This is a genomic window from Rhodococcus opacus B4 (genome assembly GCF_000010805.1).
In the GTDB taxonomy this organism is placed as follows: domain Bacteria; phylum Actinomycetota; class Actinomycetes; order Mycobacteriales; family Mycobacteriaceae; genus Rhodococcus_F; species Rhodococcus_F opacus_C.
In genome coordinates, this window is sequence record NC_012522.1 from 442,759 (window position 1) to 466,957 (window position 24,199).

General features: G+C 67.3%; 24 protein-coding genes. 12 read left to right on the forward strand and 12 right to left on the reverse strand.

Annotated elements, in window-relative coordinates:
- The first annotated feature begins 24 nt into the window (after positions 1-24).
- The 4 genes from ROP_RS02040 to ROP_RS02055 are packed head-to-tail and all read left to right on the forward strand — an operon-like array spanning position 25 to position 4,818.
- Positions 25-1,602: an ABC transporter substrate-binding protein gene (locus ROP_RS02040; RefSeq protein ID WP_012687687.1), complete on the forward strand. Its 1,578-nt coding sequence runs from the start codon at positions 25-27 to the stop codon at positions 1,600-1,602.
- Positions 1,599-2,549, forward strand: a complete 951-nt coding sequence (locus ROP_RS02045) for an ABC transporter permease (RefSeq protein ID WP_012687688.1) — start codon at positions 1,599-1,601, stop codon at positions 2,547-2,549. The genes ROP_RS02040 and ROP_RS02045 overlap by 4 nt, the downstream gene beginning before the upstream one ends.
- Positions 2,546-3,382, forward strand: a complete 837-nt coding sequence (locus ROP_RS02050) for an ABC transporter permease (RefSeq protein ID WP_012687689.1) — start codon at positions 2,546-2,548, stop codon at positions 3,380-3,382. The genes ROP_RS02045 and ROP_RS02050 overlap by 4 nt, the downstream gene beginning before the upstream one ends.
- Positions 3,379-4,818, forward strand: a complete 1,440-nt coding sequence (locus ROP_RS02055; RefSeq protein WP_012687690.1) for an ABC transporter ATP-binding protein — start codon at positions 3,379-3,381, stop codon at positions 4,816-4,818. Before ROP_RS02050 ends, ROP_RS02055 begins: the two co-directional genes overlap by 4 nt.
- 35 nt (positions 4,819-4,853) lie before the next feature.
- On the opposite strand, the gene ROP_RS02060 is transcribed toward ROP_RS02055, so the two are convergent.
- Both ROP_RS02060 and ROP_RS02065 read right to left on the reverse strand, forming a co-directional pair.
- Positions 4,854-7,064, reverse strand: coding sequence for a heavy metal translocating P-type ATPase (locus ROP_RS02060; protein ID WP_012687691.1), 2,211 nt, complete (start codon positions 7,062-7,064; stop codon positions 4,854-4,856).
- Position 7,065: 1 nt separating this feature from the next.
- On the reverse strand, positions 7,066-7,350 hold the full coding sequence (locus ROP_RS02065) for a DUF1490 family protein (RefSeq protein ID WP_012687692.1): 285 nt from the start codon (positions 7,348-7,350) through the stop codon (positions 7,066-7,068).
- Positions 7,351-7,759: 409 nt separating this feature from the next.
- Here ROP_RS02065 and ROP_RS02070 point away from each other — a divergent pair, with 409 nt between their 5' ends.
- Both ROP_RS02070 and ROP_RS02075 read left to right on the forward strand, forming a co-directional pair.
- Positions 7,760-9,235, forward strand: coding sequence for an MFS transporter (locus ROP_RS02070; RefSeq protein ID WP_043824068.1), 1,476 nt, complete (start codon positions 7,760-7,762; stop codon positions 9,233-9,235).
- Positions 9,232-9,876 (forward strand): TetR/AcrR family transcriptional regulator, encoded by a 645-nt coding sequence (locus ROP_RS02075; protein WP_012687695.1) that lies wholly within the window; start codon positions 9,232-9,234, stop codon positions 9,874-9,876. The genes ROP_RS02070 and ROP_RS02075 overlap by 4 nt, the downstream gene beginning before the upstream one ends.
- 26 nt (positions 9,877-9,902) lie before the next feature.
- On the opposite strand, the gene ROP_RS02080 is transcribed toward ROP_RS02075, so the two are convergent.
- From ROP_RS02080 to ROP_RS40330, 6 genes are all read right to left on the reverse strand, one after another.
- Entirely contained in the window at positions 9,903-11,204 is a 1,302-nt protein-coding gene (locus ROP_RS02080; RefSeq protein ID WP_012687696.1) for an alpha/beta hydrolase family protein, read from the reverse strand.
- 167 nt (positions 11,205-11,371) lie between these two features.
- Positions 11,372-11,857 carry an SRPBCC family protein gene (locus ROP_RS02085; protein ID WP_012687697.1) on the reverse strand — a complete coding sequence of 162 codons (486 nt, stop codon included), beginning with the start codon at positions 11,855-11,857 and terminating at the stop codon, positions 11,372-11,374.
- Positions 11,858-11,860: 3 nt separating this feature from the next.
- The gene (locus ROP_RS02090; protein WP_012687698.1) at positions 11,861-12,202 is read right to left on the reverse strand and encodes an ArsR/SmtB family transcription factor; all 342 of its coding nucleotides are present in this window, start codon (positions 12,200-12,202) and stop codon (positions 11,861-11,863) included.
- 395 nt (positions 12,203-12,597) lie between these two features.
- A complete protein-coding gene (locus tag ROP_RS02095) occupies positions 12,598-12,876 on the reverse strand; it encodes a hypothetical protein (protein WP_043824070.1) in 279 nt (92 codons plus the stop codon).
- A 169-nt stretch (positions 12,877-13,045) separates the two neighbouring features.
- Positions 13,046-13,186: a hypothetical protein gene (locus ROP_RS43460; RefSeq protein ID WP_043824072.1), complete on the reverse strand. Its 141-nt coding sequence runs from the start codon at positions 13,184-13,186 to the stop codon at positions 13,046-13,048.
- A gap of 664 nt (positions 13,187-13,850) precedes the next feature.
- Positions 13,851-14,450, reverse strand: coding sequence for an Lsr2 family DNA-binding protein (locus ROP_RS40330; protein WP_148222431.1), 600 nt, complete (start codon positions 14,448-14,450; stop codon positions 13,851-13,853).
- A gap of 209 nt (positions 14,451-14,659) precedes the next feature.
- On the opposite strand from ROP_RS40330, the gene ROP_RS02110 reads away from it, so the two are divergent.
- Positions 14,660-15,847, forward strand: a complete 1,188-nt coding sequence (locus ROP_RS02110; protein ID WP_012687702.1) for an MFS transporter — start codon at positions 14,660-14,662, stop codon at positions 15,845-15,847.
- A 38-nt stretch (positions 15,848-15,885) separates the two neighbouring features.
- On the opposite strand, the gene ROP_RS02115 is transcribed toward ROP_RS02110, so the two are convergent.
- On the reverse strand, positions 15,886-16,152 hold the full coding sequence (locus ROP_RS02115; RefSeq protein ID WP_012687703.1) for a helix-turn-helix domain-containing protein: 267 nt from the start codon (positions 16,150-16,152) through the stop codon (positions 15,886-15,888).
- Between the two features lie 98 nt (positions 16,153-16,250).
- On the opposite strand from ROP_RS02115, the gene map reads away from it, so the two are divergent.
- The gene (map, locus tag ROP_RS02120; protein ID WP_043824077.1) at positions 16,251-17,021 is read left to right on the forward strand and encodes a type I methionyl aminopeptidase; all 771 of its coding nucleotides are present in this window, start codon (positions 16,251-16,253) and stop codon (positions 17,019-17,021) included.
- A gap of 234 nt (positions 17,022-17,255) precedes the next feature.
- On the opposite strand, the gene ROP_RS02125 is transcribed toward map, so the two are convergent.
- A complete protein-coding gene (locus tag ROP_RS02125; RefSeq protein WP_012687705.1) occupies positions 17,256-18,428 on the reverse strand; it encodes an epoxide hydrolase family protein in 1,173 nt (390 codons plus the stop codon).
- Between the two features lie 103 nt (positions 18,429-18,531).
- Between ROP_RS02125 and ROP_RS02130 the strand changes: the two genes are divergently transcribed.
- Positions 18,532-19,119, forward strand: coding sequence for a CGNR zinc finger domain-containing protein (locus ROP_RS02130; RefSeq protein WP_012687706.1), 588 nt, complete (start codon positions 18,532-18,534; stop codon positions 19,117-19,119).
- Positions 19,120-19,156: 37 nt separating this feature from the next.
- On the opposite strand, the gene ROP_RS02135 is transcribed toward ROP_RS02130, so the two are convergent.
- Positions 19,157-20,509 (reverse strand): flavin monoamine oxidase family protein, encoded by a 1,353-nt coding sequence (locus ROP_RS02135; protein WP_012687707.1) that lies wholly within the window; start codon positions 20,507-20,509, stop codon positions 19,157-19,159.
- A 111-nt stretch (positions 20,510-20,620) separates the two neighbouring features.
- On the opposite strand from ROP_RS02135, the gene ROP_RS02140 reads away from it, so the two are divergent.
- Both ROP_RS02140 and ROP_RS02145 read left to right on the forward strand, forming a co-directional pair.
- Complete coding sequence (locus tag ROP_RS02140; protein WP_012687708.1) at positions 20,621-21,259, forward strand: TetR/AcrR family transcriptional regulator; 639 nt, start codon at positions 20,621-20,623, stop codon at positions 21,257-21,259.
- Between the two features lie 157 nt (positions 21,260-21,416).
- A complete protein-coding gene (locus ROP_RS02145) occupies positions 21,417-22,787 on the forward strand; it encodes a flavin monoamine oxidase family protein (protein WP_012687709.1) in 1,371 nt (456 codons plus the stop codon).
- Between the two features lie 66 nt (positions 22,788-22,853).
- Here the strand turns inward: ROP_RS02145 and ROP_RS02150 are convergent, their stop codons facing one another.
- Positions 22,854-23,357: a hypothetical protein gene (locus ROP_RS02150; RefSeq protein ID WP_012687710.1), complete on the reverse strand. Its 504-nt coding sequence runs from the start codon at positions 23,355-23,357 to the stop codon at positions 22,854-22,856.
- A 180-nt stretch (positions 23,358-23,537) separates the two neighbouring features.
- Here ROP_RS02150 and ROP_RS02155 point away from each other — a divergent pair, with 180 nt between their 5' ends.
- Positions 23,538-24,155 (forward strand): maleylpyruvate isomerase N-terminal domain-containing protein, encoded by a 618-nt coding sequence (locus tag ROP_RS02155; protein WP_012687711.1) that lies wholly within the window; start codon positions 23,538-23,540, stop codon positions 24,153-24,155.
- Positions 24,156-24,199 lie beyond the last annotated feature (44 nt).

Here is a 24,199-nt window from a genome sequence, read left to right on the forward strand (position 1 = left end):
CACTCATTCCAGGAGAAGAACCCGATGAATCCGGTCCCCCGATCACCCCTGTCCCCGCTGCCGTATCTGAGCCGGCGATCCTTCCTCGGACTCGGCGCCGCCGCCACCGGGGCGGTGCTGATCGGCGCCTGCAGCACGGGCGACACCGGCACCCAGGTCACCTCGACCCCCCGCGACGGCGGCCGGTTGCGGGCGGTGTTCGCCGGCGGCGGTGCACAGGAGGTCCTCGACCCGCACAAGACCAACCTCTACGCCGACGTCGCGCGGTCGAATGCGCTCTACGACAAGCTCGTCGAGTACGGCGACGACCTCGGCCCGGTACCCCGACTCGCCACCGCCTGGCGACCGAATGCCGACGCCACCACGTGGACGGTGCAGCTGCGCCCCGCGGTGTTCCACGACGGCCGGCCGGTGCGGGCGGCGGACGTCCTGTACTCCTACCAGCGCATCCTCGACCCGAAGAACGCGCTGCGCCCGCGCGCCTCGCTCGAGGTGATCGACATCGCCCGATCCCGGCAGGTCGACGATCGCAGCATCGAATTCGTGTGCACCCGGCCCTGCGGGGACCTGGCCAATGTGCTGGCCGCGTTCGGTGCCTACATCATCCCGGAGGGCACCACCGACTTCACCGCACCGATCGGTTCCGGGCCGTTCACCTTCGTCTCGTTCGCGCCGGGCCGCTCGTTCGTCGCCGCCCGATTCGGCGACTACTGGGACGGCCCCCCGCATGTCGAGCAGCTCGAAATCCTCACCGCCCCGGACGAAACGGCCCGCATCAACGCCCTGCTCGGCGGGCAGGTGGAGTACGCCGACGACCTCGGTGTCACCTCGGCCCGCACCTACGAAACCGATGCCCGGGTGCAGATCCTACGGTCCCCGCGCAGCGCGATGTCGGGGTTCGCGATGAAGGTGGACCGGCCCCCGTTCGACAACCTGGACCTGCGACGGGCGATGTTCGCCCTCACCGACCGGGACGAACTGGTCTCCACCGTGCTCGGCAGCACCGGGGTGGTCGGCAACGACCTGTTCGGCAAGGACACGAAGTACTACGCCACCGACCTGCCCCAGCGCAGCCTGGACCTCGATGACGCCAAGACACTGATCCGCAAGGCCGGCGCCCAGAACACGACCATCGAGCTGCAGACCACCGGGGCCACCAACGGATTCGTCGAGGCCGCCAACATCCTCGCCGAACAGGCCGCACGAGCGGGACTGACGATCGACGTGAAAGTCGGTGAGGGTTCCACCTATTGGACCCGGACCCTCGACGAGGGGGTGCTGTCGAGCTTCCGCTCGGGTGCCATGCCCATCGAGACGCACCTGGCGCAGCGGATGCTGTCCACCTCGTCGAAGAACTACACCCAGTGGCGCCGCCCCGACTTCGATGCACTGTTCGCGACCGCGAGTGAGACCACTGACGAGGCGGTGCGGGCCCGCGCTTACCGGGACATGCAGTCCCAGCTGTACACCGAGGGCGGACTGCTGGTGTGGGGGTTCTCCGACGGCCTGCACGGACTGGCCCCGAACCTGGCCGGGATGGCCCGCAGCGCCCCCAGCAACACCCTCGGGTACGCCCGCTTCGACAAGGCCTGGCTGTCGTGATCCTCACCCGGTACGCCGGGATGCGGGTGGCGCTCGGGCTGGCTCAGGTGCTCGGTGTCCTCGTCGTCGTGTTCCTGGTGGCGTCGGTGCTGCCCGGGGACGCCGCGGTGGTGATCGCCGCAGACGACGCCGACCCCGCGCGGATTGCGCAGCTGCGGGAAACCCTGGGGCTGGACCGGCCGCTGCTCGTACAACTCGGCGACTGGCTGGCCGGGCTGCCCCGGGCCGATCTGGGTACCTCCGCGGTCTCCGGTCGCCCGGTCGCCGAGATACTGTCCGCGGCACTGGTACCGACGCTCACCCTCGCCGCTCTCGCCCTGGCGGTGCTGATTCCGCTGGCGGTGGGATTGGGGGTGGCCGCCGCGGTCGGACGCGGCCGGCGGGTCGACCGGACGATCTCCGGGGTAGTGGTGGCGCTGTATGCGGTGCCCGAGTTTGCTCTGGCGATCGTGCTGGTCGCCGTGTTCGCGGTCGGGTTGGGGCTCTTCGCCCCCACCGCGGTCGGTGCCGGCGGGCCCCTGCTGTGGCAGCCGGAGCTGTGGGTACTGCCGGTAGCGGTGCTGGTGATCCGTCCGGTCTGCTCGCTGTCGCGACTGGTGCGCGCATCGATGATCACCACCCTCGAATCCGACTACATCCGGCACACCCTGCGGTTGGGGGTGCCGGGCCGCCGGGTGGTGTGGCGGCACGCCCTACCCGGCTCGCTCACCCCCGCCGCCGCGCACCTCGCGCGGGTGGCGGACTGGCTGCTCGGCGGGGTCGTCGTCGTCGAAGCGGTCTTCGCGCTCGGCGGCCTCGGACAGGTGTTGGTCAGCGCGGTCAGCAGCCGCGACATCCCGCTACTGATGGGCCTGGCCGCTCTGTTCGCTGTCATCACCGTCGCGGTGAACACGATCGCGGACATCGTGGCCTTCCGGCTCACCCCCACCGCAGGCGGCACATCATGACCGCCCCCGGACGGGTGTTGAGCCGACTTCCGAGACAGCGCTACCTCGTCGGTTTGCTGCTCACTGCCATCCCGTTGCTGATCGCGGTCCTGGGACCGCTGATCGCCGAGCCGGCCGGCCGCGGCCCGGCATTCACCCTCGGCGAAAACTGGCTCCTCGGCACCGACTCCGAGGGCCGGGACGTCCTCAACCAACTTCTGCTCGGCGGCCGGTCACTGGTGTCGGTGGCCACCGCGGCGGTCCTGGTCACCTACCTACTCGCGGTGCCCTGGGGGGTGGCGGCCGCCACCACGCGGCGCCGGATTGTCGACGAAGCGCTGATGCGCCCACTGGATCTGCTGCTGTCGCTGCCCTCGATGCTGCTGCTACTCCTGGTGGTCGCCCTCACCGGCGCCGACACGCTCGTGTTGGCGGTGACGGTGGCTGTTCTGCTGTTCCCGGACGCGGCCCGGATGGTGCGAGCCTCGGCGCTACACGCCGCACACACCCCGGCGATGGAGGCACTGGGGCTGCAACGCGAAACGTGGTGGCGCCGCAACATCGGCTACCTGGGGCGTTCGCTGCTCCCCGTGCTCGCGGCCGACGCCGGGCTGCGGTTCGTCGGGGCGATCTACCTGGTGGCCTCCGCGAGCTTTCTCGGGTTGACCGCCGATTCCACCGGCACCGACTGGGCCGTGATGATCGACCGCAACCGCAGCGGCATCGCCCTCGTGCCCTGGGGTGTCGTCGTCCCCGCGGTGATGATCATCGCGCTGGCCATGGGCGTGAATCTGCTGTTCGACGCGGGCGCCCGCGCCGCAACCGACCACTCGTCCCCGAAGGATCCGGAATGACCGACACAGTGCAGGAACTCCACACGCGGCCCAGCGTCATCCGGGTGCGCGGGCTCACCGCGACAACCCGGGACCGGACCCTGATCGCGGGCATCGACCTCGATATCCCTGGCGGCCTGGTCACCGCGATCATCGGCAGCTCCGGCAGCGGAAAGACAACCACCGCACTGGCACTGATGGGTGAGCACCGGCCCGGGGTAACCCTGTCGATGGACTGCCGCGACACCGCGGGGGCACGGTTCGGGTACGTTCCGCAACAACCGTCCTCGGTACTGAGTCCGTTCCTGCGGATCGGCGCGGTCCTGCGCGACATCGAACGCGCCGCGCGCCGGGCGGGACACAAGGTCTCGGTGCCCGATGCACTGCAGCGAGCGGGTTTCCCGAGCGATCCGGTCATGCTGCGCCGCTACCCGCACCAACTGTCCGGTGGTCAACAGCAACGACTGGTCATCGCCCACGCCCTGCTGACGAACCCGACCTGCCTGATCATGGACGAGCCGACCACCGGTCAAGACCCGGCGAACCGGGCGGCCGTCCTCGACGAGATCACCCGGCTGTCACGGCAGGGCCTGACGGTCGTACTCCTCACTCACGACCTCGATGCCGTCCGCGCCGTGGCTCAGAAGGTGATCGTCATGGCGCACGGTCACATTGTCGAGGCAGGCGATGCCGGAGTCCTCGACGGCTCGGTGCACGAGCAGACGAGAGCGTTGGTCGATGCGCAGTCCCGGCTGAGGCGGCACAGACCGAGCCGTCATCCTTCCGGCCGGCGAGGTACCCGCTTGACTGTGGACGCGGTGACGGCCGATTTCCGCAAAAGCAGTATATTGCATGATTTTTCGCTGTCGCTCGACCCAGGTGAGTGCGTGGCACTGGTGGGCCCATCCGGTTGCGGGAAAACCACCGCGGCCCGGGTCATCGCAGGACTGCACCAGCCGGCGGCCGGGCGGGTGGTACTAGACGGTTGCGCTCTGGCGGGAGCCACCCGGAGGCGGACGCGGCAGCAGGTCGCGGCGATCGCCTACGTGTTTCAGGACGCCAAGGCTGCTTTCGACCCGTACCGAAGTGTGTGGGAGCAGATCGTGCGCGGACCACTACAGTTGCGCGGCGCCACCCACGCCGAGGCAACGGCGGCGGCGGGGACGGCGCTCGATCAGGTAGGGCTGGACAAGCGGATCGCACGTCAGCGCCCGTATGCCCTCTCCGGCGGCGAGGCGCAGCGCGCAGCGATCGCGCGGGCACTGGCGGTGGCGCCGTCGGTCCTGATGTGCGACGAGGTGACCACGGGACTCGACACCGTATCGCAGCGTCGAGTCCTCGACATCCTGTCCGAACTCACTCGCGCACGGAATGTTTCGCTGTTGATGATCAGCCACGACGCGGCGGTGGTGCACGCCGTCGCCGACCAGGTCGTCGACATGGCGGGAGCGCACTGACCGTTGCCGGTGAGCAATACTGCCGCTCACCGGCATCAGTTGGATGCGGGGCCGGCGCGGCGCCGAGACGGCATCGGCTGTTGCACCTGATAGGTGATCAGGCGGGAGCTGTTCGCGACCACGGCGACGGACGAGGCGTTGTGCAGGATCGCCGCGAGGACCGGGGACAGGACCCCGCCGGCTCCGACGAGGAGCCCGATCGCATTCACCGCGATCGCCATGGCGTAATTCTGCTGAATCAGCGCGACCGCGTGTGCCCCGAGATCACGCACATCGAGCAACCGACGCAGATCATCACTCGCGAGGGCGACGTCCGCGGTCTCGACGGCGACGTCGGTGCCGGCCAATCCCATCGCGATGCCGATATCGGCGGCAGCGAGCGCAGGGGCATCATTCGTGCCGTCCCCGACCATCGCAACGATGTGTCCCTCTGCCTGCAGCGTGCGAACCACCAGAAGTTTGTCGTCCGGCATCACCTCGGCCCGCCACTCGTCGATCCCCAGCTCTGCGGCCACCGTCGCGGCGGTCATGGGGTGATCGCCGGTGAGCATCACGATTCGCCGGATGCCGTCGGCCCGCAGCCGCGACAGAACATCGAGGGATTCGGGTCGCACCTCGTCGCGCAGGCTGATCAACCCGACCAGGATGTTGTCGACAGCCAGCAGCAGCGGTGTCTCGGCGAGCTGCTGCAGGCTGCGCACCCACTCGGCCGCCTCGGCCGACACTTGGACGTTCTCCTCCCGCAGCAGCGATTCGCTGCCCAGCAGCAGTGTCCGCCCGTCCGCCCAGGTCCGCATGCCGAGCCCGACGAGGACCTCGCACTGCTCGTGCGGTGGGATCAGGATGTGCCGTTCCTCGGTGGACCGGATAACCGCCTCGGCGAGCGGGTGCCTGGAGTGGATCTCCGAGCTCGCCGCGTAGGCAAGGACCCGCTCCGGAGTCCACTCCGGCTCGAACGCCACCACGTTGGTGACGATCGGCCGGCCAATCGTGAGGGTGCCGGTCTTGTCGAACACCATCGCATCGACCCGCCCGGCCTGTTCGAGGTGGGACCCGCCCTTGATCAGGATGCCGCGGCGGGCACCGTTTCCGATGGCGGCGCTGATCGCGGTGGGCGTCGACAATCCAACCGCGCATGGGCAGGCGATCAGCAGCATGGTCATGGCGCGGCGCACGTCACGGGTGAGGACGAGGGTGAGTGCGGACAGCCCGAACGACGCCGGCACGAACCGCCGGGAGAAGTTCTCCCCGACGGTCTGGATCGGGGCGCGGTGGTCCTGGGCCTGCTCGACCTGGGAGATGATCCGGCCGATGGTAGTTTCGTTGCCCACCGCGGTGGCCCGGACGACCAGGCGTCCGCGCAGCACCACCGAGCCGGCGTGCACGAGGTGGTCGACGGAGGTGGCGATGGGCAGTGTTTCGCCGGTGATCGCGGACTGGTCCACGATTGCGTCCCCGTCGACCACCACCCCATCGACCGGGATCGCGATGTGGTCGTGGACCACGATCTCGTCGCCGACCTGCAGGGAGTCGATGTCCACCGAGATCTCGCTGGCATCGGCCAGCCGGATCCAGGCCGTGTCCTGAGTTCCTTTGAGGAGGTCGGAGATGGCGCGCCGGGTACGGCGCAGCGTGAGTTCTTGGAGGTACTCGCCGATGTTGAGCAACCAGAGCACGGTCAAGGCAACCACGTTCTCGCGGAGTACCAGGCTGGCGATGGTGGCGGCGGAGACGAGGGCGTCGGTGCCCGCCGACCGGTTTCCGGCCAGGGTGCGCAGCGCCCCCTCGAGGAAGGGGTAGCCGGTGAAGATGGTGGCGCCGGTGGCGAACAGGCGACTGGACGGGCCGAGCAGCGGTGCCCGGCGCAGACCGTACCGGCGGATCCCGAGCAGGATCAGGGCGGCGCCGCCGATCGCCATCCGCACGATGTCGGCGTTGCCGACCTCGGCCGAGCGCGGCGACCGGTCCGGGACCAGCGACCAGGGGGTCTGCTCGCCGGCGGCGATCGTATCCAGCAGTTCGTCGCGGTCGAGCCGCCTGGGCGAGTACCAGACCACCACGCACCCGGTCCGCGGGTACGCATGTACCGCCCGCACACCAGAGATCTTGGCGACGGCGTCCTCGATCGCTACCGCTCGCCCGGCGCTCGCCCGGAGCCAGGGCAGGTGCACACGCATCCGTCCCGCCGCATCCGAGATGACGGCGAGACCCGTCGGTGTATCCGAAGCGACCGGGTCGGCGGACATGTCAGTGATTGTGGCCGTGACCGATTTCAGGATCCGGCGGTGGCGGCACCTCTTCACCGATCCGGCCTCTGGCCTCGGCGACCACGTCGGAGACCTTCAGCCGTGCCGACTCGGCGCCCTCCTCCGCCTTACGGGCACCGCGCAGTCCCCACGCGGTCGCGGTGACCGCCGCCTCGTGCAGCGGCGCCTTCGCGACGACCTTGCGGGCCGCGTTGTAGGCGGCGACACCGACGGCGCCGGTTACCACGGTAGAGGCGGCCTTGACGAGCAGAATGTGAAGGGCCATGTCTTATCGTGGCACTCCGGGCTCCGATCCGCACGCAGGATGAGCACCTGGGTCGATCACCGGTACCGGCTCGGACCGAGGCCACCCGGTAGTCATCATGTCGTAGGCGATCTCCACAAACGGCTACCGTCACCTCCTCATAATCGACGCCAAAACGGGTTCTTGGCTGTTCGTGCACCGGCTCGATCTCAGCGGTGCCCGGCTGGACCCTAGCGATTCCCGGCAGTTCGCCGCGGCCGCCGCCATTGAACTCGAAGCCGGCCGACGAGACCCCTACCGCCAACTCAGCCGGATCTTCCACCTCGTCGGACGCAAAGGCCCGAACTGACCGGGATCACGCACCCGCACCGCGTCGAATGATAGATTCCCCAATATGCGGAGTGAACGCTCCGCTTCGTTGGGAGTATTCATGAAAACCGCTTCGCCGCGGACGCACTATCAATTGACATTTACCGTTCTCACCATCGGTGTCGGCGCCTTCGCTCTTCTGCAGTCGCTGTTGATGCCGGTGCTGCCCACTCTCGAGTCCGCACTGGGCACAACCCAGGCCGACGTCACGTGGGTATTGACTGCTTACCTGTTGTCGGCGTCGATCTTCACCCCGGTCATGGGACGCCTCGGCGACATGCACGGCAAGAAGCGTGTCTTCGTCCTTGCGCTCGCTGCACTGGCGGTGGGGTCTCTCCTCGCCGCACTCGCCACATCTCTGCCGGTGATGATCGCGGCCCGGGCGATCCAGGGCATCGGCGGCGGAGTGCTGCCCCTGGCGTTCGGCATCATCCGTGACGAGTTCCCCGAGGAGAAGGTGGCGGGCGCAGTCGGTGTCATCGCCGCACTCACCGCTGTCGGCGCAGGTCTCGGCATCGTTCTCGCCGGCCCCATCGTGACCGTGCTGAGTTACCACTGGCTGTTCTGGATTCCGCTGATCATGGTCGTCCTCGCGGGGGCGGCCGCGCAGATGCTGATCCCCGAGTCTCCGGTCCGCACCGCGGGAAAGATCAACTGGCTCACCGCACTACTGCTCTCCGGGTGGCTGGTCACGCTCCTGCTCGGTGTGAGTCAGGCACCCGCGTGGGGTTGGGGCTCTCCGATCGTCGTCGGCCTTCTGGTGGCGGCCGCGGTCATCGTCGTGACGTGGGTTGCCGCCGAGGCACGGTCTTCCAACCCGCTGATCGACATGCAGATGATGCGGGTCCGCAGCGTCTGGGCGGCCAACCTGTTGGCTCTACTGATGGGCGTCGGCATGTACGCCGCATTCGGCTTCCTACCACAGTTTCTGCAGACGCCCACGGCCGCCGGATACGGCTTCGGCGCTTCGGTCACCGAGTCGGGTCTGATGCTGCTGCCCCTGAGCGTGGGAATGTTCCTACTCGGACTCGCCTCCGGCCGCCTGGCGGCTCGCCTGGGTTCGAAATGCCTACTGATCGCGGGGTCTGTCGTGAGTGCGATCGGCTACTTCGTGGTGGCGTTTGCACATCAGACCGAGACCGAGATCTACCTCGCCACGTCATTGATCGGAATCGGTTTCGGACTTGCCTTCTCGGCGATGTCGAACGTCGTGGTCGCGGCGGTGCCGTCCGAACAGACCGGTGTCGCCAGCGGTATGAACGCGAACATCCGCACGATCGGCGGGTCACTGGGCGCTGCACTCATGGCCAGCATCGTCACGGCCGGCGCGTCCGCCGAGGGCGTTCCGCCGGAATCCGGTTACACCCATGGATTCGTCGTGCTCGGCACAGCAGTGGGCCTCGGCGCAGTTGCGGCGATGTTCATCCCGGCGATGAAACGGGGCGACATCACGCGTCTCGAAGAGTCGACCGCACTGCGGCACCCGGAACTCGCCATGGTCGCGGGAGGCACTCTGGTGGGAGACGAACCCGAATGAAGTCCGACGTGAAGGTGCAGGGAAACGAAAAAGCGCTGCGCCGCGACGCCGCGGAGAACCGGCAGCGACTGCTCGACGCGGCAGCGACCGTGTTCAGCGAGCGTGGCCTGGATGTGGGGGTCGACGAGATCGCCCGGGTCGCGGGCGTCGGGATCGGCACGCTCTACCGCCGGTTCCCCACCAAGGATGCGTTGGTCAGTGAGCTCGTTCGACAGGTATTCGACGACTTCCTGGCCGTGGCCAACGAAGCCCTGTCCGCGCCGAACGGCGAAGGGCTCGAGCAAGTTCTGTACGGCACGGGTGCCATCCTGGCGTCCAACCGAGGATGTTTGTCTCGCATGTGGAACGACGATGAGACCAGGATCCTCAGGGACGAGTACCGACGGATCCTGTTCGAACTCCTGGCGCGAGCCAAGCAGCACGGCCGCATCCGCGAGGATGCCACCGACGCCGACCTGGACCTCATCTTCTGGTCCGTGCGCGGCGTCGTCGCGACAACCCGCGGCGTCACCGACACCGGGTGGCGCCGGACCATGGCAATCATGATCGCGGGACTGAGTCCCGGCGCGGACACGCTCGACGCGAGCCCGATGAGCGCTCAGCACGTCGCACAAATCATCGACAACATGTCGGCCCGATAAGACGCGGCGGACCCCTGTCCGCTGTGTCAGACACGGCGCAGGTGGCCGGCCGTCCAGTCGGCCACCAGCGACAGCACCTCCGGATCCACGGCGTCGCGCACGAGTCGGCGATAGGCGCGCAACGACGGCGGATCCGCATCACGTCGGATCAGGTGCGTCAGGTCCGGAACCTGGACGGTGTCGGCCCCGCCGGGCACCAGTTCCGCAATCACCGCGAGATCCTCCGGATCCACCTGGACATCCTTTGCCCCGGTGATCACGAGGACCGGCGCGAGGTTCTCCCGCAACAGCGGTTTCGGGTCGAAGTCGAGGAACTCCCGGAACCAGCGCGCATTCACCCGGCGACCACCCATCCGCGCTGCATCAGTGGTGGTCCGGGACAGCTTCTCGAGCGCGACGCGCTGCCTTTCCTTCACGTCGATTCGCAGCGCCCGCAGGACTACCCGTACCGCAGAGGGCAGACCGTCGACGGCCTCGCCGGACTGCCATTGCAGAACCTGCCGCCCCGTCACCGCCGGACACGCGAGGAGCACCACTGCCGCCGGGTCGACCCCGCGATCCGCTCCCAGCGCCACTGCCAGGCAGGCACCCTCGCTGTGCCCGATGACCGCGATCGAACTTCGTCCGAATCCTCCTGTCGTGCGCAACCAGTCGACGGCGGCAGCGGCGTCGGCGATGTTGTCCGACAGACCCGTCGACAGGTAATCGCCGCCCGAGCGTGCGACTCCGCGCTTGTCGTATCGCAGCGACGCGACACCGGCCCGGGCCAACGCGTCCGCGAGGGCACGGCTCACGCCGATCGGGAGCTTCGCGTGGTCGCCGTCGCGGTCGAGCCGGCCGGACCCGGTGAGGATCACCGCCGCCGGACCACCCTCGGCACCCGCCGGAACCGTCGCGGTGCCGGCCAGTAGGGTGCCGTCGCCGGACCGGAACCTCACCTCGCGTTCGACTGCTCGCACTCGCCCGGGATCGAGCACGTCACGGATCTGCGCCACGACGTGACCGGGATCGGACACGGTCACAATCAGTTCGTCGAACTCCGCTCCCGCACCCCGGCCGAGCGTGCGCACGCGGATCGCCGGGACACCCGCCCGCGCTGCGACGAAGGAGCGCACTCCCCTGCCCCGCCAGGTCCCGATGCACAGACGCCGCGGAATTCCCAGACCCGGTGCCCGCACACCCCGGATGTTCGCGAACGGGTCGGCGATCACCTCGGCGCCCCGAATCAGCGGCATGGGCACCGCGACGTTCCCGTGCAGTCCGGCGAACCTCTCGAACCTGGACAGAGCGAGACGCACCTCGCTCGCGCTGACACGGATCTCGGCCATCGGACGCCCTCCTGTCGGTGCTGTCCCATGTCGATCTCATCACTGGGTGACCGCTTCGCGCTGTGGATTGGAGCCGGCACCGTCCGGAGATGTGCGTCCCCGCCCGCTCGCCGCCTCGCACATGGACGGCGAGGCGGCGAGATCGGCAGTTCGGTCAACCCGCAGACTCAGCCCTTGATAAGGTCGTCGATCTGGCCGATCGCCTGCGAGGAACCCTCGACCACGCCCATGTCGAGCACCTTCTGGAGACCTTCGGCTGTCGCGTAGGTGCTGACGTAGGTGGCGACGGTACTGCCGTCCTTCTCCGCGAAGGAGAACTCGTTGGTGGACACCGGCATCGATTCGATCGGAGTGAAGTCCGCATCGGCGAATCCGTCGGTGAAGGTGAACCCGGTCGGCTCGTCGACGGAGATGATGTTCCAGTAGCCCGCATACTTCTCGCCTTCGGGGCCGGTCATGAAGTAAGTGACGCGACCGCCCGCGGCGAACTCGTGGTCGACGACGGTCGCCGGGTACGTCGGCGGGCCCCACACCTTCTCGAGCTGGCGGGGATCGGCATAGATCTGCCAGATCCGCGCCCGGGGTGCGGCGAACTCGGCAGTGATGGTCAGAGTCAATGCATCGGTGTCTTGGCTGACGTTCGTGACAGGCATCGTTCATTCCTTCCGTAGCGGTTCCGTTGCGATCAGTTCGTCGATACGAGAGATGCGTCCACGCCAGACCTGCTCCAACTCGGCGAGCATGGACGACACCGCTCGCACTGCTTCCACGTCGCCCGTGGCGAGTTGTTCACGGCCGCTGCGTCGCTTGACGAGCAGGCCGGCCTTGTGGAGGACGGCGACGTGTTTCTGGACGGCGGCGAAACTCATGTCGTACTTCGCTGCCAGTGCCGAGACGGAATGTTCCCCGGCCAGCACGCGACGCATGATGTCGCGCCGCGTCCGGTCGGAAAGCGCATGAAACAGGGCATCGGCCCGGTCCTCGTCTGTCTCTGACACACCCAAAACATACAACCAAATGGTTGTATGTGCAAGGCCGGCGTTCCCCCTCCCTCAGTCGACGAACGTCCACGACACGGAAATACACGTGTGGCATAGATCACACCTTCGCGATGCGACCCACCGGTGGATCTACCATTTCCTCGCGACGGTACACACCCAGTGCACCGGCGCGGGCGCACCCTTCTTCAGCCAAATCCATACCAGCCGAAGGATATTGGTACAGCGCAGTGCGGTGCGCCGACACCCCTCGCAGCAGCGCGGAGGGGTCCGAGGCGGTGTCCCCAATAGACGTCACGGCGAGGCCCGGTCAGAGCGGAAATCCACTCCGACCGGGCCGCTTCGGCTTGCCCCGCAAAACACCACATCCGCAGACGGACCAGCGCCCGCCGTCATCACCCCACGCAGATCAGCACACCCACGACCACCACCGCGACCAGCGAGGCGCCGCCGCAGATCAGCCACGCCTGAGTCGCGAGTTGACGCCACTGATCGCACCGCCCGGTCATTTCCGCGACCGCGACAGATAGCCCCTCATTCGCATCGGACGCGGGTGACTCCGAAAGCCGGCGGGCCTTCGCGTCCGCGCGCGCCGCCACACCGAACGACACGGGGACCACCAGCAGCGCAACCACCAGCAGGCCCACCATCGCACCCAAACCCGTCCCGAACATTCCATTTCCTTCCACACCGGACGACGCCCGTCGCATGGTGCCGCGCGTCTGTCACCGCCACCCGCACCCACGGGCACAACCAATCCCCGTCAGCTATATCGCCACACGGCCGCCCGGCGTTGCACTCCCGGACCGCCGGTAGTCGCGAAGTACTGGAGTCGCCGCCCGACTACACGCCCGGTACCGGGAAGTTCCACATCGTCACGACGATCACGCCCATGACCAGCCCTGCGCACACGACGGTGCCAATGACACTGACACGTAACGCATCCAGTAGATCGGCCCCCGATTTCTTGCTGATCCGTGCCATGACAACTCTTTCCTTCACGTGCAGGGGTTCTTGACTGCCACGTCGATGACGGTGCACCCCATACATTCGCCCGAGTTCGCCAGCGGCACAACGGCCGATATACCTACACCCATACCCCCATCAGCCTTCAGGCATGCTCAGAACCACAACTCACAACCGAGCGCCGAACATCTCCGCACATTTCCATGTGTTTCATGTCACATCTGTGTGCGCGTCTCGCCCCGAGCGTTTCGCCGCCCCCGTCTCGAAATCGCACTTACCGGTCGGTAATTCAGGTGATCGGAAAATTACGCAATGGCATAGGTCACACTCCGTGGACTTCGACACCCTGTGTCACGAAAATGACTGCTACGCCGCTCGTCATGACGTGCAGGCGATCCGTGTAGCGCCCCTGCCAGCTGATTCTCATCGTTGGCGGGGGCTGCGCCTGGCTCCACCACAAGACTGCGCAACGCCCACGGATTCCCGTCAGAGGTCAGTACAGCCTTGCTCTGCAGCACAATTCGACGGCTACGCGACGCCGTTTGTGTGAACGAAGGCAAGTCGCTGATCCAGATGTCGAATGACGATCGCGCGGAACCTTCTGGCAGCGGGGGTTTCGCCTAAACCTCGCCTAAACCTGATAACCGAGTCGAGATTCCAGAGCGTCGCCGAGAGTCGACCCTCAGCGCTCGGGGTGGGCCGCGGCAAAAGCCTCCCAGACTTCGGCGCGCAGTCGTCCGCGGTCGGAGACGGGAAAGCCATGTTCCCGGGCCCAGGTTCTGACCTCGGCGGTGGACGGCGCAGGCGCGGCGGCGTTGCCGTCATCCGCGGTGGGAGCGTCGTCTGCCTGTGCGTCGTTGTCGGTGTCGATATCGATATCCGCGTCGATGTCGTCGGGGACATCTTCGACCGGGGCCGCGGCGGGGATATCGTCGACCAGGGCCGCGGTGTCCTCGGCCAGGTCTTCGGCGGTCCGGAGGGCGTCGTCACTGCCACTCGGGAGCAGACGGTCGATGTCGGTGTCGACGTCGGCGCGGGCGGTACCGGCGGTCACGGCCGCCACCCTCACCGCATCGAGAAGTTGACCGCGCACCGATTCGTCGAGGGCCGCGAACTCGGGCGACGCTTGCAGCAGCTTCGCAGCGTGGTCGACCATCTCCTGTGGGCTCCCGGCGAGGCGCCCGGCACCCGCTGCGGCAAGCATCATGCCCGGCTTCGTGTGGTGGGTTCGGCCAAGCCAATATCCCACGATCACCGCGATCGCGACTTGCAGTCTGGTCATCATCGTCGACTCCCACGGATGGATTTGACCGTGCGGCCTACTCAGCCGACTACCCGGGACCGCCTGGGCTCAATCGCCCGTAACCGGTGGTGAAGGCATCAACGCCGACACAATCGCGTCGTTTCGGGGTGAACACGCGAAGAGTGCACCGACGATTGCACCATCGCCCCGTTGCACCGCTCGGAGCCCGCCGCCGATAATGAACGGTCATGACGGAAGGCCGGTCAGGAAGAGCAGCAGCCGCGCACCGGCGGATGCGGCCGCTGTATGCGGCCGGTTTCACCACCGCCTTCGGGGCACACGCCGTCGCGGCGAACCTCGCCTTCGACCTCGAGGATCCGGCCGGTTCCCTCCTGTATCTCGGTCTGCTGCTGGCGCTGTACGACGGCGCCGAGGTGTTACTCAAACCAGTGTTCGGGACACTCGCCGACCGTATCGGTGCCCGACCGGTCCTTCTCGGTGGGCTGATCGGATTCGCAGCAGCCTCCGTCTTCTTCGTCGTGGTCGGCGACTCGAGCTGGCTGTGGTTGGCGCGGCTCGGGCAGGGCGTCGCGGCGTCTGCCTTCTCCCCCGCAGCGAGTGCGCTGGTCGCACGGATGACCCCGAAAGCCGCACACGGCAGCGCGTTCGGAACATACGGCTTCTACAAGGGCCTCGGCTACACGATCGGTCCGCTGCTCGGAGGCGCGCTGGTGTGGCTCGGCGACCTCACATTGCTGTTCGCGGTGATGACCGCCCTCGCCGTCACCGTCGCGGCATGGGCGGCGCGCGTGGTGCCCGCCCTGCCGCCCCTCCCGCGCAACCGGCAGACGGTTCTGGACCTGGCGCGCCGACTGTCGGATCGGACGTTTCTCCGGCCAACCCTCGCACTCGCGTTCGCAACCTCGGCACTGTCGGTGGGAGTGGGATTTCTGCCCGTGGCGGGTGCCGCCGCGGGGCTCGGCTCGGTGGCGACCGGCGCCGCGGTGTCCGTCCTCGCCGCCTGCGCCGCCCTCGTGCAGCCTCGAGCCGGGCGTGCACTGGACGCAGGCCGCATCTCGGCCGGCCCGGGAACCGCGCTGGGCCTGCTGATCACCGCCACCGGACTCGGATGCGCGATGCTGCCCGGTCTGCTCGGTGTCCTGCTCGCCGCACTGGCGATCGGCACCGGCACGGGGCTGATCACCCCGCTGGCCTTCGCGTCGCTGGCCGGCTCGACGCCCGACGAGCGGATGGGACAGACCATGGGCGCCGCCGAACTCGGACGCGAACTCGGTGACGCGGGCGGACCTCTACTCGTCGGAGGCATAGCCGCGGTCGCGACACTCACCGTCGGATTCGGTGCCCTCGCCGCGCTCACCCTCGTCGCCGGCGCGGTGACGGCTGCCGCAGGGTCGGCACGCGCGGGACAACCATGACGACTGCGACCACCGGCGAACTGCGGCGTCTCGGCCTACTACCCGGTCTGCTGGAGGTTCAGTTCGGGAAGGCAGATCTGGGCGAGGTCCTCCAGCGGGACCGCCAGCACAGCCGCGAGTGCAGCGACTGTCGTGAAGGCCGGGGTTGCCAGGCGTCCCGTCTCGATCTTGCGCAGGGTCTCGGGTGAGATCGACGCGGCATGCGCCACTTCGGCGGGCTTGCGGTCGCCGCGTGCTTGCCGGAGGTAGGCGCCGAGACGCTTGCCGGCAGCGCGCTGCTGCGGGGTCAGAGGGGATCGCACCATCCCGTCAGGATACTCCAAGCTCGGTATGAAAATACCGAGCTTTCCACTACTCTGGTATTTCTATACCGGTCGTCGGCGAATATGTGGAGGATGAACGAGTGTTGGAACTGAAGACGCCACGGGAGATCGAGGCAATGCGCACCACCGGCGCGTTCATCGCGGAACTACTCGACGACCTGCAATCGCGTGCTGCAGTAGGAGTGAATCTGCTCGACCTCGAACACCGCGCCCGACACCTGATCAAGGACCGCGGGGCGGTGTCCTGCTATTGGGACTACGCGCCGTCGTTCGGCCGCGGTCCGTTCCACAACGTCATCTGCCTGTCCGTCAACGATGCTGTGCTTCACGGCCTCCCACACGACTACACCCTGCGCGACGGGGACCTGCTGAGCATGGACATCGCGGTATCGATCGACGGGTGGGTGGCCGACTCGGCGCGCAGCCTGATCGTCGGCACACCCCACGCCGGCGACCAGCGGTTGATCGAGGCCACCGAACGCGCGCTCGACGCCGGTATCGATGCCGCACGCCCGGGCCGGCGCCTCGGCGACATCTCCGCCGCGATCGGCGCGGTCGCCACCGACTACGGTTTCCCCGTCAATACCGAATTCGGCGGGCACGGTCTCGGTCGAACCATGCACGAGGACCCGCACGTCTCCAACCAGGGGCGAGCCGGACGGGGCCTGGTGCTGCGACCGGGCCTGACCCTCGCACTAGAGCCCTGGTTCGCCCGTGGCACCGACAAAATCGTCTACGACCCCGACGGGTGGACCATCCGATCGGCCGACGGCTCGCGGACCGCTCACAGCGAACACACGATCGCGATCACCGACGGTGATCCCCTCGTTCTGACACGCCGCTCCGCCTGACCCCGGTCGGCGACCGCGACCGGTTATGCCCTGCTGACCGAGAACCGTTCGCCCGCAACGCCACCGAACAATAGCGATACCGGACCTCAGCCCGTACTCCCGCCGCCCGCTCCCCCGCTGCTGTTGAAGGGAAAAATGTCGGTATGCGTGCCGTCCATGCGTCGTGGTGAGAGTGACGAGTACGGACTCGGCTTTCGATCGTTCATCAGCCCGAGTCTCAGCACTCGGCCGCGCTTACCGATCAGCGGCGAGCACTGCCGCGAGTCCCTCTTGCAGATCCCTGACGAAATACTCGGGAACCTCGAGCGACGGGAAATGTCCCCCGGTTTCGGGTGACCTCCATCGGACGATCTGTCGGTATCGCTCCTGCGCCCAGACGCGCGGACACTTCTCGATGTCGCGGGGATACACACTGATTGCCGACGGGACGTCGACCCGAAGTTCGGGGTCGAGCGAGTTGTGGCTTTCGTAGTAGATGCGGGCTGACGACGCGCCGGTTCGCGTCAGCCAGTAGAGGGTGACGTCGTCGAGAATTCTGTCTCTGGAAATTGTCTCGAACGGGCTGTCTTCGGTATCTGTCCATTCGGCGAACTTGTCGAGGATCCAGGCGAGAAGCCCGACTGGTGAGTCGACGAGCGAGTAGCCGATGGTCTGCGGCCGGGTCGCCTGCTGCTTCGCGTACGCCGCGTGGTGGCGCCAGAAATCGCGGGTATCCTCGGTCCATTTGCGCTCGGCCGCCGTCAGCCCGTCAGTTGTCAACCCGGGCGGCGCCTGCGCGGTCGTCGTGTGGATACCGAGAACGTGCGCCGGGAACCTGCCGCCGAGGACCGTGGTGATCACACCTCCCCAGTCGCCGCCGTGCGCTGCGAACCTGCTGTAGCCGAGCCTTCCCATCAGTTCGACCCATGCGGTCGCGATCTTTTCGATTCCCCACCCGGTGGTGGCCGGCTTGTCGCTGTAACCGAAGCCCGGCAATGACGGGACCACGACGTGGAACGCCGGCGCGTCTGCATCTGTCGGATCCGCCAGCTCGTCTACTACATCGACGAACTCAGCGATGCTGCCCGGCCAGCCGTGCGTCACGATCAGCGGAGTGGCATCGGCGCGCGCGGATCGACGGTGCAGGAAGTGAATGCCCAGTCCATCAATTGTCGTGCGGAACTGGCCGATCCGGTCGAGGCGCGCTTCGAACGACCGCCAGTTGTATCCGGTGCGCCAGTAGTTCACGACTTCGACGAGGTCGGCAAGCGGAACGCCCTGTTCCCATCGTCGAGGGTCGGGCGCGTCGCGAAACACCGTTTCGGTTTCCGGTAGCCGCACCGCGGCTAACCGCGCGCGCAGATCATCGAGTTCGGCGTCAGTTGCGTGGGCTTCAAATGCTTGCACGTCGCTGGCTGGACGGGGCATGAGACCTCCCGGTCGTCGTGGCACCGGCTACGACTCGATTGGAACCGGCTAAGACGGTTCTAACATGCCGTCACGCCGGCGTGCAACCAGCTAAGGTGGTTCCATGCGCGCCGGTTTCCCCGACTTTCGCCTCGGTAACGTGCTCGCGACCAGCTTCACCGGAACCCTGTCGGAGCGTCATGGCAACGCTGTGGAGCGCATTCCCACGCCGCACCGACTCGTCGACTGGCTGGCAGCGAACGGACTCGTTGTGGACTTCTGCACCACCACCCAACTCGAACTCGCGCGGGAACTGAGGGAATCAATTCATGCGGCCTCGACAGCGGTCGCGAGCCAAGACGATCTCCCTGCGTCTGCCGTCCGAGTCATCAATGACTGCAGCATTCGGGGTCGGGCCGCCGCCATCCTGACGCCGGAGGGCAATCGGCGATGGCGACTCAGCTCGCCTTCCTGTGTGGAAGACGCCCTGGGCGTAATCGCAGCCGACGCCATCAGCATCATCGCAGGCGAACGCGACGGAAAATTCGCCCTGTGCGCTTCGCCCACGTGCCGAGCCGCCTTCTTCGACACCAGCCAAAGTCGCACTCGCAAATGGTGCGACATGAACACCTGCGGGAATCGTCAGAAGAAGGCGCGCTTCAATGCCAACCATCGCAAGAACCCCGACGCTCCACGCGCTCCCAGGATCTGAAGTCCGACGCTGCGCGCCCGCAGCGTGTGTGGTTCCGCTACGAGTTCAGTTGTGCGAGAACCTCGGCAGCGGCTCGGCGGCCGGACCGGACGGCTCCGTCCATGTAGCCGTTCCAGATGTCGGAGGTTTCCGCGCCGGCCCAATGCAGTCGTCCGATCGGTTCGGCGAGTGCGGCACCGTACTGCGTCCACACGCCGGCCCCGAGTCGGCCGCCGTAGCAACCACGGGTGTACTCCTCGGCCATCCAGTCCTGTTCGAGGTAGTCGATCGGTTCGCCGGCGTCGGGCCCGAAGAGTTTGACCAGCGTCGCCACGACAGCGGCTCGGCGCTCGGCCGGGGTCCGGCGTGCCGCGCTACGGGCGTGGGGGCCTTCGAAGAAGCCGACGAGGACACCACACGAGCCGTCGGTGGGCGAGTTGTCCAGGGTGACGCTCAGTTCGTCGTCCAGATTGAACGCGAATCCGTTGAATCCCGATTCTCGCCAGAACGGCCTCGGGTAAGCGATCTGAATCTTGATCACCGATCCCATCGGGATCTGCTGGGTGAGGCCGTCGCGGGAACCCGGAAGCGCGGGCCGGTAGCGGAGGCGACCGGCCAAGGTCGGGGGGATCGCCACGATGGCGTGTGCAGCGGTGACGGTTCCGCCGTCGAAATCGACTCGGACCTCGCTGTCGTCGTGGGTGATCGTGTGCACCGGGCTGTTCAGCCGGACGACGTCGCCGAGTTCGGCGGCGAGTCGTTCCGAAATCTGGTGCGTGCCTCCGACGACGCGTAACTCTTGGGCACCGCCGGTGGTGGCGACGAGGGCATCGATCATGCCTCCGGACTTGATGTAGAAGAGGAAGTGCAGCAGCGACATCTCGGCCGGTGCGGCGGAGAACAGTGCGGGCACGACCGCGTCCCAGAATGCCCGCACCTCGGGATCGTCGGTGTTGGCACGCAGCCATTCGTCGAGAGTCTTGCGGTCCAGCTCGATGGCATCGGGCGATGTCCACGGCGCCGACAACGACACGGTTTCGGCCAGTTCCTCGAGTTCGTGCTGGAGTCGGCCGACTTCGACAGCGGCCTCCTCCGACAGGCCGAACGTCTCGTCGGAGTATCGAGTGACTTTTCCCTTGTAGAGGGTCACCGCGGCACCCTCGTCATAGGTCGGGAAGGTCTCGAGACCGAGCTCGCCGGCCAACGCCAGCACCTCGGTCTGCGTTCGGCCGATCCACTGCCCACCCATCTCCACCGCAACACCGTTGGCAAGGCGTCCGCCGAGGTTGCGCCCGGCCACCCGGTCGCGGGCCTCCAGCACCCGCACGCGGCGACCCGCCGCGGTCAGCGCCCTGGCTGCCGTGAGCCCGGCGAGCCCGGCGCCGATCACGACCACATCGCAATCCATCATCTCGGTTCCTCCATCAAAGTCGGTCGGTTGTCCGACCGTAAGGTAGATCACAGGATCCGGGTATGCAAGAGTGAGGTCGAATCCACAGGGACCATCGGAGGAGGAAGAGCGGTGGCCTACGTCAAGGCATCCGAGCGCGAGGAGCAGATCGTCGCGGCGGCGATCAGGGAGTTCAGTGAGACGGGGGTGCCGGGTACCACCCTTCGCGCCGTCGCCGGGCGAGCCGGCATTCCGCTGGGCACGCTGCACTACGTTTTCCCCAGCAAGGAGCGACTCCTGCGAGCCGTCATCGCGACGGTCATCAACGAGATCGCCGAGACGCTGCGCGCCGAACTCGAGGCCGACAAGGGCGTCGAACACGCGCTGCGACACGGCGTGGGCAACTTCTGGAAGAAACTGGTCACGAGCCGGGTCGGACTGCAGATCATGCAGTACGAGTTGATGACCTATTCGCTGCGCAGCGATTCCGACGGCGACCTCGCGCAGTTGCAGTACGAGCGCTACAGCGCGCTGGTGACGGACTTTTGCGAGCAGGCCGCGCAGGCGGCGGGCGAGCGCTGCGCGGTCGGCTTCGACAGCCTCGGCCGGATCGCGCTGGCCCAGGTCGACGGGCTGATCCTGCAGTACATCGCCAAACCCGATCCGGACCGCGCTCGACGCGATCTCGATCACGCCCTCAACATGCTGGTGCTCTACGCCGACCCGCAGCCGGTCACGCGCACGAAAGCGCCGAAGGCGGAGACGGCCTGACGCCGAGTCTCGAACGCCGGTGTCCGAGCCGACCGTCGCGCAAACCCTATTGCGTTCGGAGGGATCCCCTTCTACGGTTACTCGTACGGATGTCCGACTTATAGCTGACGCGGGCAGTCGCCTCGTTCACCGTCGATCAACCATCGGAGTGAGATCAATGACGCAACACCCCACCGGAAGCTCGAACGACGAGCAGGCACCCTCTCGCAAGACCACCGTCGCGGTGGTCGGCGCCGGCATGTCGGGGCTGATCGCGGCGAGAGCGCTGCAGCGTCAGGGACTCGACGTGCTGGTGCTCGAATCCGCGGACCGCACGGGTGGCCGGATGATGGCCGACACCTCCGCCCTGGGCTCGCGGTTCGATCTGGGTGGGCAGTGGATCGGTCACGGACACCATCGATTCTCTGCCCTGGCCGCTGAGCTCGGGACCACCGTGTTTCCCATGCACACCCCGAAGCGACCGACCGTCGTCCGCCACGGTCGCACTCTCTCGGCCGTGAGTCCGTCGACGCTGCTGGCCAGTGCCGCTCTGGTGGTCTGGCAGATCCGGGCGAAGCGAGGAGCGCCGAAGCGATGGAACTCGACGACGGTGCAGGAATGGCTGAACAGCCTGCCGTCAGCCGGAGCTCGCCGCCTGCTGGAGGTACTCGTCGAGGTCTCGACCACGGCAGATCTCGAGCGCTTCTCGATGGACGCATTCGCCAAGATGATCGGCTACCAGGGCGGGCTGTCCACGATGTTGTCGACGAACGGCGGCGCTCAGGAGAGTCTGATCGTCGAGGGGGCGGGAACGCTGACCGACAGGATTGCCGCCGAACTCGGACCGCGGGTGCTGACCGGCAGTCGAGTCACCTCCATCAGCCGAGACGGCCACGGTGTCGTCCTTCGCTCCCCAACGGCTCTCGTCCGGGCGTCCAAGGCGATCGTGTCGGTGCCACCCCCGGCGGCGGCCGCGATCGCCTTCGATCCCCCACATCCGGCCGGTCGGCACCGTCTCGAGCAGAACACCTACATGGGTTCGGTGTACAAGGCGGTCGCGGTCTATCGGCAGCCGTTCTGGCGCTCCACGACGGATGCCGAATTCATGTTCCTCGACCACCCCGGTTTCGCGGTCTTCGACACCTCCCCGCCCGGCGGGCCCGGGCATCTGTGTGTGCTGGTCGGCGGGCGAGAAGCGCGCGAACTCGACGGACTCGACGAAGCCGGCCGTCGGCGGGCGATCCTGGGGCCCGTCGCCGCCGCCATCGGATCACCGGAGATCCTCCGCCCGGCGAGCTGGCACGAGAAGTCCTGGCATCTCGACGAACACGCGATCGGGGGATATTCGGCACTACCGACCGCAGGCAACCCGGAAGGGGCGTTTCCGTTTCCGTCCGATCCGATCGGCGACATCCACTGGGCCGGCACCGAGACCGCGAGCGAGCACGCCGGCTACATCGAAGGGGCCATCGAATCCGGCGAGCGAGCCGCGCGCGAAGTCATACAGGCCCTGCGGCACACCACCGCTGCCGTCATCCGCTCACAGTGAACGAGGACCGACGATCATGGATCGCACCACCGACGCACCGAAACCTGCCGCGGCGGGGCATCGTCATCATTGAAATGTCAGACATCGACGGGCTTCTCGAACCGCGTTGGCGTCCTCCGGAAAGAACATCGCCGTGTCCGGCCAGAGGGTGCTCTGCCGCGCCAGTTGATCCACACTGACGAACGGTGCCCCGAGAGCATTGTCTGCGTGCGCGGTCAGCGCTCGGCCCTCCGCCGGAGCCGCATCAGTGCCGAGTCCCCACACTCCGTGGGAGATCGAGCCGTCGCTGCTTCTGAACTCCATGGCGATCGCGTAATAGTTGTCGAATGGCACGGATCCACTACTCCGGGTCCAGGGATCGCGGACGGCGACCGCGTCAACCGGCTCGATCGGGTCGGCAACCGGCCTACTTGCGATCAGATCCGTCACGGTGGAGTCGACCGCGAGGCATTCCGCATCAGGCGCGCGCCGAACGTCAGCGATGACGACGGCCGCCAGCCACGTAACCGCGGCAACTGCGATCAGCGCGACCCCCACCGCCGGCCACGACCACCTTGTTTGATTGGCCATCTGCCGCCTCTCCGGGCCCACGACGTGAAGTACCCGAGCGTAATCGCGTTCACCGAACAATCAGCGCGACATCCCGACAGTCGCCGACGGGATGCACAGGTTCCACAAGGGATCCTCGATCGATGACTGGGATGGCGCGTAGCGCGGGAGCTGAACACGGGCGGCTGCGATACTGAGCCGATGGACGGTCCAGTTGCTCGCGCCTTCGACAGCGCCGCCAGACGGTTCCTCGAAGTGAGTGCCGCCGCGACAGGCCACTATGACGCACCCGGCCTCGGTGAGTGGTCCGTGCGCGACCTGGTCGGGCACACCAGCCGGTCGCTGTCGACGGTCGAGACATACCTCGACGCCGCCGGCGAGGACCCCGGCGCTGTAGAGCTGACCGACGCCGTCGCGTACTACCTGGCCATCGCCGACGCCCTGTCCGACACCGCAGCGGTGGCGCAGCGGGGACGCGAAGCCGGCGCCGCGCTCGGCGAGGACCCGATGGGTGCCCTGAGCGCACTGGTTGCCCGGGTGCCCGAGCGGGTCCGGGCCAGTCCGTCCACTGCCCTGGTGCGCACACCCTTCGGGACGATGACCTTGCAGGGCTACCTCCCGACCCGAACCCTCGAGCTGACCGTACACACTTGCGACTTGGCAGCCGCCCTCGGCGTCGACGCCGATGTCCCCCGCGAGGCAGTAGCCGAGACGTTCGCCGTCATCGGTGGCTTGGCCGCAGTGCAGGGAACAGCACCCGCAGCGCTGCTGGCGTTGACCGGCCGCTCTCCCCTGCCCGCCGGTTACTCGGTCCTCTGACCCCAGACACAAGTTCCGTCATCATCGGCGTGGGCTGCACCGAA